Source organism: Okibacterium fritillariae, from assembly GCF_052783725.1.
This window is the reverse complement of sequence record NZ_CP199917.1, coordinates 484,936-497,936: the sequence shown is the minus strand read 5'-3', so window position 1 is coordinate 497,936 and position 13,001 is coordinate 484,936. Positions and strand designations below refer to the sequence as shown.

The 13,001-nt window shown below is 68.4% G+C and carries 16 protein-coding genes; 6 read left to right on the top strand and 10 right to left on the bottom strand.

The genetic code is table 11. The annotated features are described in order from the left end of the window. Positions 1-59: 59 nt before the first annotated feature. From ACUWEX_RS02375 to ACUWEX_RS02365, 3 genes are read right to left on the bottom strand one after another with little or no spacing between them, the layout of a single operon-like run. Positions 60-542, bottom strand: coding sequence for a hypothetical protein (locus ACUWEX_RS02375; RefSeq protein ID WP_079726673.1), 483 nt, complete (start codon positions 540-542; stop codon positions 60-62). Then, positions 542-1,204, bottom strand: a complete 663-nt coding sequence (locus ACUWEX_RS02370) for an Asp23/Gls24 family envelope stress response protein (protein ID WP_143785296.1) — start codon at positions 1,202-1,204, stop codon at positions 542-544. Before ACUWEX_RS02370 ends, ACUWEX_RS02375 begins: the two co-directional genes overlap by 1 nt. Continuing rightward, a complete protein-coding gene (locus ACUWEX_RS02365; protein WP_079726671.1) occupies positions 1,201-1,773 on the bottom strand; it encodes an RNA polymerase sigma factor in 573 nt (190 codons plus the stop codon). Before ACUWEX_RS02365 ends, ACUWEX_RS02370 begins: the two co-directional genes overlap by 4 nt. A gap of 244 nt (positions 1,774-2,017) precedes the next feature. On the opposite strand from ACUWEX_RS02365, the gene ACUWEX_RS02360 reads away from it, so the two are divergent. The 6 genes from ACUWEX_RS02360 to ACUWEX_RS02335 all read left to right on the top strand — a co-directional run bounded on the left by ACUWEX_RS02360 (position 2,018) and on the right by ACUWEX_RS02335 (position 5,400). Further along, on the top strand, positions 2,018-2,470 hold the full coding sequence (locus tag ACUWEX_RS02360; RefSeq protein ID WP_079726670.1) for an Asp23/Gls24 family envelope stress response protein: 453 nt from the start codon (positions 2,018-2,020) through the stop codon (positions 2,468-2,470). Continuing rightward, the gene (locus tag ACUWEX_RS02355) at positions 2,467-2,658 is read left to right on the top strand and encodes a DUF2273 domain-containing protein (protein ID WP_077054284.1); all 192 of its coding nucleotides are present in this window, start codon (positions 2,467-2,469) and stop codon (positions 2,656-2,658) included. The genes ACUWEX_RS02360 and ACUWEX_RS02355 overlap by 4 nt, the downstream gene beginning before the upstream one ends. Further along, positions 2,655-3,047, top strand: a complete 393-nt coding sequence (locus ACUWEX_RS02350; protein WP_079726669.1) for a hypothetical protein — start codon at positions 2,655-2,657, stop codon at positions 3,045-3,047. Before ACUWEX_RS02355 ends, ACUWEX_RS02350 begins: the two co-directional genes overlap by 4 nt. Continuing rightward, positions 3,044-3,622 carry a hypothetical protein gene (locus tag ACUWEX_RS02345; RefSeq protein ID WP_445996995.1) on the top strand — a complete coding sequence of 193 codons (579 nt, stop codon included), beginning with the start codon at positions 3,044-3,046 and terminating at the stop codon, positions 3,620-3,622. The genes ACUWEX_RS02350 and ACUWEX_RS02345 overlap by 4 nt, the downstream gene beginning before the upstream one ends. Then, positions 3,622-4,233: a hypothetical protein gene (locus ACUWEX_RS02340; protein ID WP_445996994.1), complete on the top strand. Its 612-nt coding sequence runs from the start codon at positions 3,622-3,624 to the stop codon at positions 4,231-4,233. The genes ACUWEX_RS02345 and ACUWEX_RS02340 overlap by 1 nt, the downstream gene beginning before the upstream one ends. 150 nt (positions 4,234-4,383) lie before the next feature. After that, positions 4,384-5,400 (top strand): MDR family oxidoreductase, encoded by a 1,017-nt coding sequence (locus ACUWEX_RS02335; RefSeq protein WP_079726666.1) that lies wholly within the window; start codon positions 4,384-4,386, stop codon positions 5,398-5,400. A gap of 201 nt (positions 5,401-5,601) precedes the next feature. Here ACUWEX_RS02335 and ACUWEX_RS02330 read toward each other — a convergent pair whose 3' ends face one another. From ACUWEX_RS02330 to hemQ, 7 genes are all read right to left on the bottom strand, one after another. Then, positions 5,602-6,561, bottom strand: a complete 960-nt coding sequence (locus ACUWEX_RS02330; protein WP_200811471.1) for a hypothetical protein — start codon at positions 6,559-6,561, stop codon at positions 5,602-5,604. Positions 6,562-6,669: 108 nt separating this feature from the next. After that, positions 6,670-8,004: a glutamate-1-semialdehyde 2,1-aminomutase gene (gene hemL, locus ACUWEX_RS02325; RefSeq protein ID WP_079727883.1), complete on the bottom strand. Its 1,335-nt coding sequence runs from the start codon at positions 8,002-8,004 to the stop codon at positions 6,670-6,672. Between the two features lie 110 nt (positions 8,005-8,114). Continuing rightward, complete coding sequence (gene hemB / locus ACUWEX_RS02320; protein WP_079726665.1) at positions 8,115-9,089, bottom strand: porphobilinogen synthase; 975 nt, start codon at positions 9,087-9,089, stop codon at positions 8,115-8,117. An 86-nt stretch (positions 9,090-9,175) separates the two neighbouring features. Continuing rightward, positions 9,176-9,973 (bottom strand): uroporphyrinogen-III synthase, encoded by a 798-nt coding sequence (locus ACUWEX_RS02315; protein WP_079726664.1) that lies wholly within the window; start codon positions 9,971-9,973, stop codon positions 9,176-9,178. Then, a complete protein-coding gene (gene hemC, locus ACUWEX_RS02310; RefSeq protein ID WP_079726663.1) occupies positions 9,970-10,944 on the bottom strand; it encodes a hydroxymethylbilane synthase in 975 nt (324 codons plus the stop codon). Before hemC ends, ACUWEX_RS02315 begins: the two co-directional genes overlap by 4 nt. After that, a complete protein-coding gene (locus tag ACUWEX_RS02305) occupies positions 10,941-12,158 on the bottom strand; it encodes a ferrochelatase (protein ID WP_445996993.1) in 1,218 nt (405 codons plus the stop codon). Before ACUWEX_RS02305 ends, hemC begins: the two co-directional genes overlap by 4 nt. Beyond that, entirely contained in the window at positions 12,155-12,916 is a 762-nt protein-coding gene (gene hemQ, locus ACUWEX_RS02300; protein WP_079726661.1) for a hydrogen peroxide-dependent heme synthase, read from the bottom strand. Before hemQ ends, ACUWEX_RS02305 begins: the two co-directional genes overlap by 4 nt. Between the last annotated feature and the right edge of the window lie 85 nt (positions 12,917-13,001).

Below are 13,001 nucleotides of genomic sequence, written 5' to 3'. Positions count from 1 at the left end.
AACTCCTCGTTGATGTGGGTCGCGTTCCGCGGGAAGAGCGACGAGTGTCACGCCTCGGTCTATGCGCCGGAGTCGATGGCCGCCGGGATGTGGCTGATCCGCGACCGGTCGGTGCCGGCACCGGTCGAACCCGCGACCGATTCAGCGACGTCGACCGATGCGGCGAGCTTCGGGGACTCCGTGGGAGCAGGGAGAGGCCACTCGATCCGACTCACCTGAACCTCGATCGTGGCCTCGGCCGGCGCGAGAGCCGCGACCGCGGTGTACACGGCGCGCGCGACCTCCGGAGTCGCCACCGTGGCATCTGTGCCGATGTGTACGGCGATCTTTTGGTCGGTGCCCTCGCCGCTCACGGTGACTCGAGGAGGTTCGACCGACGCTGTGCCGCTCTTGCCCTGCAACCCGGCGGCCACGTTCTCGACCGTTCCGAGGATGCCTCGGCTGATGCGAGCCACGACAGACGGATACACCTCTACGACCCCGGGAACGCCTTCGACGGCCTGAGCAATCGCTCCGGCGAGCAGGTTGTTGTCGTGTGCCATCAGAGGTCCTCTCCCGATCGGCCGGCTCCGTAGAGGTCATCGACGCGAACGTCGACGGCCGTGATCGTGAGCTCGGTGTGCCGGGCGAGATCGGCGAGAACCGCGCTGCGCAGGTCGGAGGCGATCTGCACGAGATTGACGCCGTGCCGGGCACTCGCCGTCACCAGAACGGAAACCGGCTCACCCGGAATGGTGACGTCACCGACGAACGTGCTGCGACCGACGACGATGCCCGGAACCCGGTCGCCCGCATCGCGGATGAGGGCCCGCACCGCACCCTCGGTGATGCTCAAACGCGCTCGACCATCCTCGTGCTGCAGCGGTATCTGCCGCCCGGCACGCACTTCGAGCGCGAGCTGACCGACGAGGCCCTTCAGCCAGCCCTCGACGACCTCTTCGGGCGCGTGGGCCGCATCGGTGTGGATGAGCTCTGCCGTGACCCGTCGCATGCGCTTGAGAGAGTCGAGGGCTTGCTGGCATTCAGGGCAGTGATCGATATGCGCGTCGCGCGGCTCTCCCGCATCGAGGTAATCCTCCAACTCGTCCACCGAACGACCGCAATCCAGAACGCCGTCATCGCGCGTTCTGGGGGTGGAGCCGTTGTCGGCGAGCGGGCGGATGTCGTCGAACGCGCGGTCGGATCGGGGATCGGTGCTGCTCATCGCCATCCCTCCAACTCTCGCGTCAGCGTCTCTCTGGCCCGAGCGATGCGGCCTCGTACTGTGGGCACGGGAACCGACAGCTGCTCGGCGATCTCGTCGTAGCTGAGCCCACCGACCTCCCGGAGCACCCAGCACTCGCGCTGCTGCTCGGGCAGATTCGCGAGCGCCTTCTTGAGCGCCTCCATCTGCGAACTCACCTGAGCGGAGCTCTCTGGGCCAGATGTCTCGGGCGCCGCAACCTCAACCGTGTCAATGTCATCGTATCGACGCCGCGACCGCAAGCGGTCGACGCCTTTTCGGCTCACGATGCGCATGAGCCAACTCTTCACCGCCGAACCGTCGGTGAGGGTGTGCAACTGCTGCCACGCCGTGATGAAGGACTCTTGAACGACATCGTCGGCCTCGGCGGTCGAACTCATCAGTCGAATGGCGTAGGCCCGCATGAGGGGCCCATGCCTGCGCACGATCACCTCGAATGCGCGGCCGTCCCCGTCGGTCGCGCGATCGACGAGCACACGGTCACCCAGCTCGGCGAGGGGGACTCTGGCGTCGTCGTGAGCGGACATCATCCACCTTTCCGTGTCGATCGATCTGATGCGCGTTCACGCAGCCTATCCCCGCATCCCGACCCGATTCGGGCCTTGCGCCAATCTGTGGACAAACGTAGGAGTGGAGAAAAAGCAACACCCAAAACGGCCAGAACACAATCTGTCAAAGTTTTTTTACGTCATCCGTGACGATTCCGCCGCACGTCCCGTCTTATCTCCGTAGACAACGAAACGGGCCCACCCGGGCCCCCACGAAAGGCAGAACATGGCTGAGAAAGTTACCCCCGCGACCATCAGCACCACGGGCACCGGTGCCGACTCCCTCGACAGCGTGAGCGACTCGGGTAAGACCGTCATCGCCCCCGAGGTCATCGGCAAGATCGTCGGGCTCGCCGCCCGCGACATCCCCGGCGTCTACGCGCTCGGCGGCGGCGCAGCTCGTGCGTTCGGTGCCATCCGCGGTGCCGTTGGCGCCACCGACCACGCACAGGGCGTGAACGTCGAGGTCGGCGAGAAGCAGGTCGCCGTCGATCTCACCCTGGTCGTCGAGTACCCGGTTGCGCTGCAGGATGTCGCCGACCAGGTCCGCGACGCGGTCTACCGCGCCATCCACAACCTCGTCGGCATGGAGGTGTCCGAGGTCAACATCTCGATCAACGACGTCCACATCCCGTCCGACGACGACAACGCTGAGGCCGAGGAGTCGCGAGTTCAGTGAGCAACACGACAGTAGGTATTTTCGTCGGCGCGATCCTGGCGGTCGTCGCCCTGTGGTTCGGCTTCTGGGGTTTCCTCCTCGCGGTCGTTCTAATGGCCATCGGCGCCCTCGTCGGTCGCATCCTCGAGGGCAAGCTCGATCTCGGTGCGGTTGCCGACGCGCTGAGGGGCAAGCGGTCCTCGTCATGACAACGGTCACCGCCCCGTCCGGCGTCGATACCCTTCGGGCGGGCACGAATCTCGTGCCCGCCGAGCGCCAGGTCGGCAGCACGCGCATCGCATCGAAGGCCCTGAGCGGCCTCGTTCGCGCGGTTGCCGGCGAAGCGCTGGGTGTCCGCGCGTCTGCGGTCTCGGTGAATCTGTCCGACCTCGACGGCAAGCTGGCCATCGAGGTGGCAGGGCCCGTCGCCGTAGATCTCGAAAACTCCCTCGCCTCCGGCCCGTCCGTCATCGACGCCGCGACCACGGCCCAGCGCCGCATCGCCGAGCAGACGACAGCGCTCAGCGGTTCACTCGTCGGCCGTGTGCGTGTGCGCGTGACCGGGTGCGAGTTCATCAACAACCGGAGAGTCCTATGAGCACCACCGACAAGATCGGCCGGCGAGCCGTTCGGCAAGAGCTCCGCTCCACGCGGTCGGGCACCACGCTCATCGTGGCGATTATCGCCCTGCTCGTGTTGGCCTACCTCATCACCGAGGTCATCCTCAACATGCTGGGCCAGCCGCCGCTCCTCGCCACTCCGGGTTCACTCGCGCTCGGGGCAACCCAGATCGGCTCTCTGGGCCAGCCACTCCTCTACGCCATCGGTGGCGTGCTGGTGTTGATCGGCCTCGTGCTCATGGTACGGGCGATCCTGCCCGGCATCCGCGGGTTGCACCACACCCCGGATGCCGCCAACCCGACCATCATCGACGACACAGTCGTGGCGGCGGCCCTGGCCAAGGTCATCCGAGACTCCGCAAATCTGCGCGAAGAGCAGGTCTCTGTCAGCGTCGGTCGCCGTCGCGCCACCGCGCACGTGCATCCCACCACGGGTGTGCCGGTCGACCGTGAAGCTGTGCAGTCCGAAGCGCAGAAGGTTGCAGATTCATACGCGCTCACGCCCCCGTTGCGGGTCAGCGTGGACATCGACAAGAAAGGAATGGTGGGCTGATGACCGGCAAACACGCGGCGCTCAACCGATTCTTCCTCTTCCTGATCGGGCTCGTCCTAGCCCTCATCGGGGCCGCAATCGGCTTCCTCGGTTTTGCCCCGGCCGCTGAGAAGGCTTGGCGATCCGGCGCCGGCTCCGGCGTCGACACCCTCGCCGATGCGGCACAGGCCAGCGCGATCCCCGGCACGCAGACCCACTGGGTCGCCGCCGCCGCGGTTCTCCTCGGCGTCATAGCCGCGGCCCTGCTCATCTCGTGGATGATCGCGCAGCGTCAACGCGTTCGCCGCACCGCCGCGCGGGCCGAGGGCGACAACGGTCTTGGCGAGATCGTCATCGACAACCGCGCCTTCGAGCAGATTGTCGAAGCGCGCCTTGCTGACGAACCCGGCATCATCGCGTCCAATGTGCGCAGCGTGCCCGCCGGCCGCACCAACACGGGTGTGCGGGTTCGTATCACGACGCGTCGCGGGGCATCCCCGGCTCGCATCGCCGCCGAGGCGAACACCGCCGTCGACGAAGCTCAAACCATCCTCGGCAAGAAAATTCCCGTGCTGATCACGGTCCGAGCCGGCGCACGCGCCGCCCTCGGCCACGTCCAGCGCGTGTCCTAAACCTCCTGCCCCGGCCGCGCGTCCCCCAAAAGCGCCGTCGGGGCAGGAGCCTCTCCACATTCGCGCCCATCACCTGCGGGCACACGCATCCGCGAACCTCGCATTCGAAGAACATCGGCACGTCTCGTGACCACTGCGTAGAGTGAAGAGATGGATTCACCGACGGAACCCACCGCGACCCCCTTCCGAGCATGGTGGGCCGAGAACGGCAATCCCTCGCAGCCATCCCGGCTCGGCACCGCGCTCGAGAGCGATCTCGGCGACGGGGACACGACCATCCGGGTGCTGTACTCCGGCGTCAACTACAAAGACGCCATGGCGCTCACTGGACAACCGGGCATCGTCAAGACCTCACCGCTCATCCCCGGCATCGACCTGGTCGGAGAAATCACATCCACCAGCTCCCCCGACCATCGCGCCGGGGACCTCGTGCTCCTCAACGGCACAGGCATCGGCGAGAAACGGCACGGCGGCTTGGCCGAACGGGCCCGGATCGACGCGCGGCACCTCGTCCGCGTTCCCGGCAGCCTCGGCCCACGCCGCGCCGCCGCCATCGGCACCGCCGGGTACACCGCCATGCTGTCCGTCCTCGCCGTCGAACGACACGGCACCACCCCCGCCGACGGCGAGATCCTCGTCACCGGCGCCGCCGGCGGTGTCGGCAGCATCGCAATCGCTCTCCTCGCACGCCTCGGCTACACCGTCACCGCCAGCACCGGACGGGCCGACGAACACGCCGACTACCTCACCCGGCTCGGCGCCAGCAGCATCATCGACCGTGCCGAATTGAACGAAGCGGGCAAACCGCTGCGCAGCCAGCGCTGGGCCGCCGTCGTCGACGCCGTCGGAAGTCACACGCTCGCCAACGCCATCGCCGGCCTCAAATACGCCGGCATCGCCACCGCCTGCGGACTCGCCCAAGGCGGCGAACTCCCGCTCACCGTCATGCCATTCATCCTGCGCGGCGTCACACTCGCCGGAATCAACTCCGTCGAAACCCCCCAGCCGCTGCGGCAAGAAGCCTGGGATCGGCTCGCCGTCGACCTCGACCCACGACACGTCGACGCCATCAGCCACACCATCCCACTCGCCGAAGCAGGAAACACCGCCCGCGACGTGCTCGCCGGAAAAGTGCGCGGACGAACCGTCGTCGACGTCACCGCCTGACGCGATCGGGCTCACAGCCCGACGCCCCGCCGCCCCATTGCTCCCGGCGTCCGTCGCGCGTTTCTCGTCGCGCGTCTCCCGTCGCACGTCGCGTGTTTCCTGTCGCCCGTCGCCCGTCACCCGTCGCGCGTTTCCTGTCGCCCGCCACACGCCACACGCCACACGCCGACACTGAGAGCCGTTGGCGCGGCGAGGAAAGCGTCAGCCGCGCTCGTTGTCCCCGGCGTCTCGGCCGCCGTCGTCGACCGGCGGCTGGGGAGACCCTGCCGAGGTCGGCTCGTCGGTCGGAGCATCCGACTCGACCGGCGACTCCGAGGAAACGGCACGTTTCTTCGGCGCACGCGCAGGTGCCGCGTCGGTCGACGGGGTGCTCGCCGCGGGCTTTCGCGACGCGGCACGCGGTTTGGGGGCCGGCGCAGAACCGGGGGCGCTCGCCTGCGGGATGACCGGCTTCTCGGGAACCGGTTTGGTGCTCGCCGAACGCTCATTCGCAGTGGCGGAGGCAGAGGCAGCGGCCTTGGATGCCGCGGCCTTCACCGTGGGCGATTTCGTGGTCGACGGCTTCGTGGTCGACGGCTTCGGGGCAGCAGGTTTGGACGCGGCGGGTTTGGCCCCAGCCTTCACGGCGGGGGTCTTCGACGCCGATGCTTTGGGGCCCGCGGACTTCGGTGCGGCAGCACGCGACGACGACGGTTTCGCCGCGGCGCGCGACGCCGACTTCGCGGCGGCCTTGACCGCCGACGGCCTCTTCGCCGCGGCAGCCTTCTTCGCTGCGGCCTTCTGCGCGGGCGGCGCGATCTCGTCGGGCACCGCTGCATCCACCCGCAACGCAGCCACCAGTTCGCTCGCATGCTTCGTCGTGACGACGACGCGGGCGAAGTCGTGACCATCGAGCTCGAGCACGACCGCCGGGCGGCCGCCCTTCAAGACCAAGAAGTCCTTGCCGCCGTGGAACTTCCACTGGCCGACCGCCAGAGTCAGAGGGATGGCGGCGCCGGGCGCGCGGATTCCACGCACCCAGATCCACGGATCATCCGTGATAATGGCCGACCGGATCTGCGAACGCTTCACCGTGAGGTTCTCGCGCCGCAACGACAACGCCTTCTCGGCAGCCGACAGAGTGATCTCGAGACGGTCCGGGTGAAGGTGAAGGGTCGACATGCTTCCAGTCTGCCGGTTATATGCCGCGAATGGGATGGTGACAGTTCACAAAGACATAACGGCCGCGTTGACGGAGAAGCTCAACGCAGACGCTCCGGCGTGCGTCGGCTAGGCGGGCTGCGCGGCGGCCGCGGCCTTGGCTGCTGCGGGAAGGGCGTCGATGATGCGCTCGAGAGCGACGTCGTCGTGAGCAGCCGTCACAAACCAGGCCTCGAAGACGCTGGGCGGCAGAGACACCCCGGCCTCGAGCATGGCGTGGAAGAACGGCGGATAGCGGAAGGCATCCTGCGCCTGCACCTGGGCATAGTTCGTGGCCGGGGTGTCGGAGAACAGCACGCTGAAGAGGTTGCCGGCGCGCTGGATCGTGTGCGCCACCCCCTCGGCGGCGAGGGCCTGGGAGACCGCGGACTGCAGGCGCGCCGACACCGCGTCGAGCGTGGCGTAGACGTCGAGATCGGCCAGGCGCAGCGTGGCCAGACCCGCCGCGACGGCTACGGGGTTTCCCGAGAGGGTGCCCGCCTGATAGACCGGCCCGAGCGGGGCGAGGTAGTCCATGACCTCGGCCCGGCCACCGAGTGCGGCCAGCGGCATACCGCCGCCGACGACCTTGCCGAAGGTGAACAGGTCGGGCATGTAGGCCGGGCCGTCGGCAAGAGACGCGCCCCAGTATCCGGCCGAGCCCACGCGGAAACCGGTGAGCACCTCGTCGACGATGAGGAGTGCGCCCGCTTCGTGCACAATCTCGGTGAGCGCAGCGTTATAACCCGGCTCGGGCGGGACGACGCCCATGTTGCAGGCCGCCGACTCGACGATCACCGCGGCGATGCGATCGCCGTGCGTGGCGAAGGCCGTGCGCACGGCGTCGAGGTCGTTGTAGGGCAACACCAGGGTCTGCGCAGCGATCGGGGCCGGAACCCCCGCCGAACCCGGCATGGCGAGCGTCGCGAGGCCGGAGCCCGCCTCGGCCAGGAGCCCGTCGGAGTGGCCGTGGTAGTGGCCCGAGAACTTGATCAGCAGGTCGCGTCCGGTGAATCCTCGCGCGAGACGGATTGCCGTCATGGTGGCCTCGGTGCCCGTCGACACGAGCCGCACCTTCTCGACCGGCGCCAACACGCCGTCCGCCGATTCTGCCGTCATGCGCTCGCGGATCAGCTCGGCGAGCTCGGTCTCGGAGGGTGTCGTCGCGCCGAAGGAGAGGCCGCGGGCGGCGGCTTCCTGCACCGCGCGGACGACCTCGGGGCGCGCGTGGCCGAGGATGGCCGGGCCCCACGAGGCGACCAGGTCGACGTATTCGTTGCCGTCGACATCCGTCACATAGGCACCGCGCGCTTCTACGAGGAAGCGGGGCGTTCCACCGACCGAACCATACGCGCGCACGGGCGAGTTCACGCCGCCGGGGATGGAGTGCTTAGCGCGTTCGAACAATTCGGCATTGTGCTGCACGGGGGCTCCTGTCGAGGATGATTCGGGGGTGCGGCCGGTCGCGGCGCGGTCGGCTGCGGTGCTATCGGCTGCGGCGCCGTCGATTCGGCCGCCTTCGGCTGAAAAGCCGCTCATCGCAGCCATCCGGCCAGCTCGGTGGCCCAGTAGGTGAGCACGACGTCGGCTCCGGCGCGTTTGATGCCGAGAACGGATTCTTCGATGGCGCGGCGACGGTCGATCCACCCGTTCGCGGCGGCGGCCTCGATCATGGCGTATTCGCCCGACACCTGGTAAGCCCAGACGGGGATGGTGCTCTCGGCGGCCACATCGGCGAGCACATCGAGGTAGCTCATGGCCGGCTTCACCATGACGATATCGGCGCCCTCGGCCTCGTCGAGAATGGCCTCGCGCATGCCCTCGCGGCGGTTGGCGGGGTCGAGCTGGTAGGTGCGGCGGTCGCCCTGCAACTGGGAGTCGACGGCCTCGCGGAACGGTCCGTAGAAGGCCGACGCGTACTTCGCCGAATAGGCCAGGATGGCGGTGTCGGTGAACCCCTCGGCGTCGAGGGCCTGCCGCACGACAGCGACCTGGCCGTCCATCATGCCGCTGAGACCCAGGATGGCCGAACCCGCGCGCGCCTGCGACAACGCCATCTCGACATAGCGTTCGAGAGTCGCATCGTTGTCGACGGCCCCCTTCTCATCGAGCACTCCACAGTGACCGTGGTCGGTGAACTCGTCGAGACACAGGTCGGTTTGCACCACGATGTCCGAGCCGAACTCGTCGACCAGCACACGCGTGGCGCGGTTGAGGATGCCGTCGGGGTCACTCGCCTGCGAACCCACCGCGTCGCGCACCTCGGGCACACCGAACAGCATCACGCCGCCGACGCCCGCGGCCACCGCATCCGCCGTAGCGCGACGCAACGAGTCCATCGAATGCTGCATCACACCCGGCATCGATCCGAGCGGCACCGCCTCGTCGAGGCCCTCGCGAATGAACAGCGGCAACACCAACTCATTCGGGTGCAGGCGCAGCTCGGTGGTGAGCCGGCGCATGGCCGGTGTGGTGCGAAGACGACGGGGACGAATGCTCGGAAAACTCACGCCTCAAGCCTACGCGCGAAGGCTGAGAGCGGATGCTCGGGCACCGCCTTTCCGCTCAGCGCTGAACCGCCTGCAGCGAGAACCGCTCAGTCGATGACGCCGTCGGAGGCCACGAGCTGACCGTCCGTCACGGCACGCACGACGGCGTCGAGCAACGCGGTCACGGTCTGCTCACGCGACACGACGTGCACGGTCAACCCGGCCGCCTCGGCATCCTTCGCCGTGCGCGGGCCGATGGCCGCCACGAGGGTGGTCGCGGGGATCGACCCGAACTGGTGCACGACCTGGTCGGCCACGCTGCCCGAGGTCACCAGGATCGCGTTGATGCGCCCCGAGGTGACGTCTTCGACGACCTTGGGCAGGGCAGGCTCGCCCACCGTGCGGTAGGCCACGACCGACTGCACGTTGTGGCCGGCCTCGATGAGGCCCTGTGTGAGGAGCGGTTTCGCGATCTCGGAGCGCAATGTGAGGAATCGTCGCGGTTCGGTTTCGAGCGCCGTGAGCTCGTCGACCATTCCGCGCGCCGAGTTGTCCTTCTCGGGCACCAGATCCACCTGATAGCCGACCGCCTGCAGCGCCGCCGCCGTGGTTTCGCCCACGGCCGCGATCTTGGTGGATGCGGGCACCCGCACGTTCTGCGAATACAGCACGTCGACCGTGGTCGCGCTCGTGACCGTGAGCCAGTGGAATTCGCCGCGTTCGAGCGCGCCCAGCGCAGCGGTCAACGCCTCGGGGTCTTGTGTCGGCGCGAAGTTGATGAGCGGCGCCACGACCGGCGTCGCCCCACGTGCGCGCAGATCGGCGGCAACGCCGTCGCCCCACGGTCCGCCGCGCGGAACGAGGATGCGCCAGCCCTTGAGTGGCTTCGGGTCGCCGGTGGTCACGAGAAAGCTCCTACGGGTGCGAATGAGGCGACGCCCGCCTCGAGAAGACGTTCGGCCACGCGGGCACCGAGCATCTCGGGTGAGAGTTGCTCGTCGATCTCCGCGTCGGCGCGTTCCGTCACCGAACGGAGACCGTCGGTGCTGTACACGGTAGCCGACAGGAAGAGGGTTCCGTCTTGCACGACGGCCGCGGCACCGACCGGCGCCGCACAACCGGCCTCGAGCGTGGCGAGAACACCGCGCTCGGCCGTGGCGGTGAGGGCGGCATCGCGGTCGTTGAGGGCGCCGACCGCTGCGGCGATCTGCTCGCCGATTCCCGCGGCCTCTTCGCGGAGCGCGGCCTCGAACCCTCCACCGATGTCGCTGGCCCGCACCTCGAGGGCGAGTGCACCTTGGCCGGGGGCTGTCGGCCACCGGTCGAGGTCGAACAGGTCGGTGATGGCGTCGCTGCGCCCGATACGGTCGAGACCCGCGGCCGCGAGAACGACGGCGTCGAGATCGTCGGAGTTGACGCGGGCCAGCCGGGAGTCGATGTTGCCGCGGATGTCGATGACCTGCAGATCGGGGCGTGCGGCGAGCAGCTGCGCGACGCGACGCGGCGAACCCGTGCCCACCTTCGCGCCGCGCGGCAGTTCACCGAGCGACAGGTTGTCGCGCGCGCACAGGGCGTCGCGCGCATCCGCCCGCTGCGGGATGCCGGCGACGATCAGCCCGTCATAGGGCTGCGTCGGCAGGTCTTTCAGGGAGTGCACGAGCAGATCGCATTCGTCGGCGACGAGCGCCTCGCGCAGCGCCGACGCGAAGACGCCCGTTCCGCCGAGAGACGACAGTGAAGCCCGTGAGACGTCGCCGTGCGAGATCACGGTGACCAGGTCGACAGGGGTGCCGACGGCCGCCGTGATGTCGCGCGCGACGTCTCCGGTTTGCGCCAGCGCGAGAGCGCTACCGCGGGTTCCGATGCGAAGGGTCACGGCACCAACCCGGCGGCCGCCGGTTTGAAGCCGAGGCGGGCGTTCTCACAGCATCCGGGGCGGCACACGTCGTACCACGGGCCGAGGGCCGTCACCGAGGGGCGGCTGTCGGCGGGCACGCCGTCGCGGCGCTCCAGGACGAGGTCGATGAGACCGGACACGTAGTCGCGGTGCACTCCGGGGGTGGGCACACGGATGGCGAGGAGCGACAGCTCGTCGGCCGTCTCCATGGCCTCGTTGTCGAGGTCCCACATGACCTCCATGTGGTCGCTCACGAAACCGAGCGGCACGATGACGACGGCCTTGCGGCCGGCGGCGGGCAGCTCGTCCATCGCGTCGTTAATGTCGGGCTCGAGCCACGGCACGCTGGGCGGGCCGGAGCGCGACTGGAAGACGAGCTTCCACGGCACGTCGACGTCGATGCCGGCCTCGCGCTTGGCGGATTCCATGACGACCTCGGCGACCGCGAGGTGCTGCGCCTGGTAGGCGCCGCCCTCACCGAAACCGCGCTCGGCGGGACCCGACTTGCGGGCGTCGGCCGAGGGGATCGAGTGCGTGGTGAAGAGCACCTCGACCTCGGAGGCCAGGTCGATGTCGGGGCGGTCGGTCGCGAGCTGGCGGTAGGCGTCGCGCACACCGTCGACGAACGGCGTGACGAAACCGGGGTGGTCGAAGAACTGACGCACCTTGTCGATCTGGATCTCGCCGTGCAGGTTGGTCTCTTCGAGCGCGATCCAGAAGTCCTCGCGGTACTGTCGGCAGCTCGAGAACGAGGAGTAGGCACTCGTGGCGATGGCGATCAGCTTCGTGAAGCCGCGCTCCTTGGCCTCGAGCACGGCGTCGCGCAGGTACGGGTCCCAGTTGCGGTTGCCCCACAGCACCGGCAGGTCGATGCCGCGGCGCTCGAGTTCGGCCTCGAGGGCCGCCTTGAGTTCGCGGTTCTGGTCGTTGATGGGGCTCACACCGCCGAAGTGGCGATAGTGGTGGGCCACCTCCTCGAGGCGCTCCTCGGGGATGCCGCGGCCGCGCGTCACATTGCGCAGGAACGGGATGACGTCATCTTGCCCCTCGGGCCCACCGAACGAGGCCAGCAGGATGGCGTCGTAGGCGACGGGTTCTTCGATGTGCGGCTTGCCGGTCGCCGCGGCGGGCGTGGCGTCGCGGACGAGGGGCTCGGTGGCGTCGGCCGCGCTCGTGCTGATGGTGTCGGTCATCGCAGTACCTCCGGTACTTCTCGGGACTCGATTCGGCGGCCCGTGAAGAACGGGACCTCTTCGCGAACGTGGCGGCGCGCCTCGGTCTGGCGCAGGTCGCGCATCAGGTCGACGAGGTCGACCAGGTTGTCGGCTTCGAGCGGCAGCAGCCACTCGTAGTCACCGAGCGCGAAGGACGCGACGGTGTTGGCGAGCACATCGCGGAACGCGGCGCCCTTGCGGCCGTGTTCGGCGAGCATGGCGCGTCGTTCTTCTTCGGGCAGGAGGTACCACTCGTAGCTGCGCACGAAGGGGTAGAGGCACAGCCATCCGCGTGCCTCTTTGCCGCGCAGGAACCCGGGCACGTGATTGCGATTGAACTCGGCGTCGCGGTGCACCCCCATGGCGTTCCACGTGGGCACGAGCGGCGAGATCAGCGAGGTGCGGCGCAACTCGCGCAGGGCGGCCTGCAGCTCTTCGGCGCTGTTGCCGTGCAGCCAGACCATGAGGTCGGCATCGGCGCGCAGGCCGGACACGTCATAGAAGCCGCGCACGACGACGTTCTTCTCGGCCTGCTGGGCGATGAACTTGTCGAGCTGGGCAACCTGGGCGTCTTCGCTCGACGTGATACCGAACTCGTCAGAGCCTGCGTGGGCGGTTGCGGATGCGTGGGCGTCGGTGTTTCGACGGAACACGGCCCAGAGGGTGAAACCATCTTGGGGGCTGTGTTCGGAGGGAGTATCTGTGGGGGTCGTCAAGGCCTCGGCCTGGTGGGTCATGTCTCTATCCTCGCTCAGGTCGGCGCATACAGCAAAGCGAGCGGATGCGCGACACACCGGGTTCTCAGCGTGTCGGTTGGGGCGG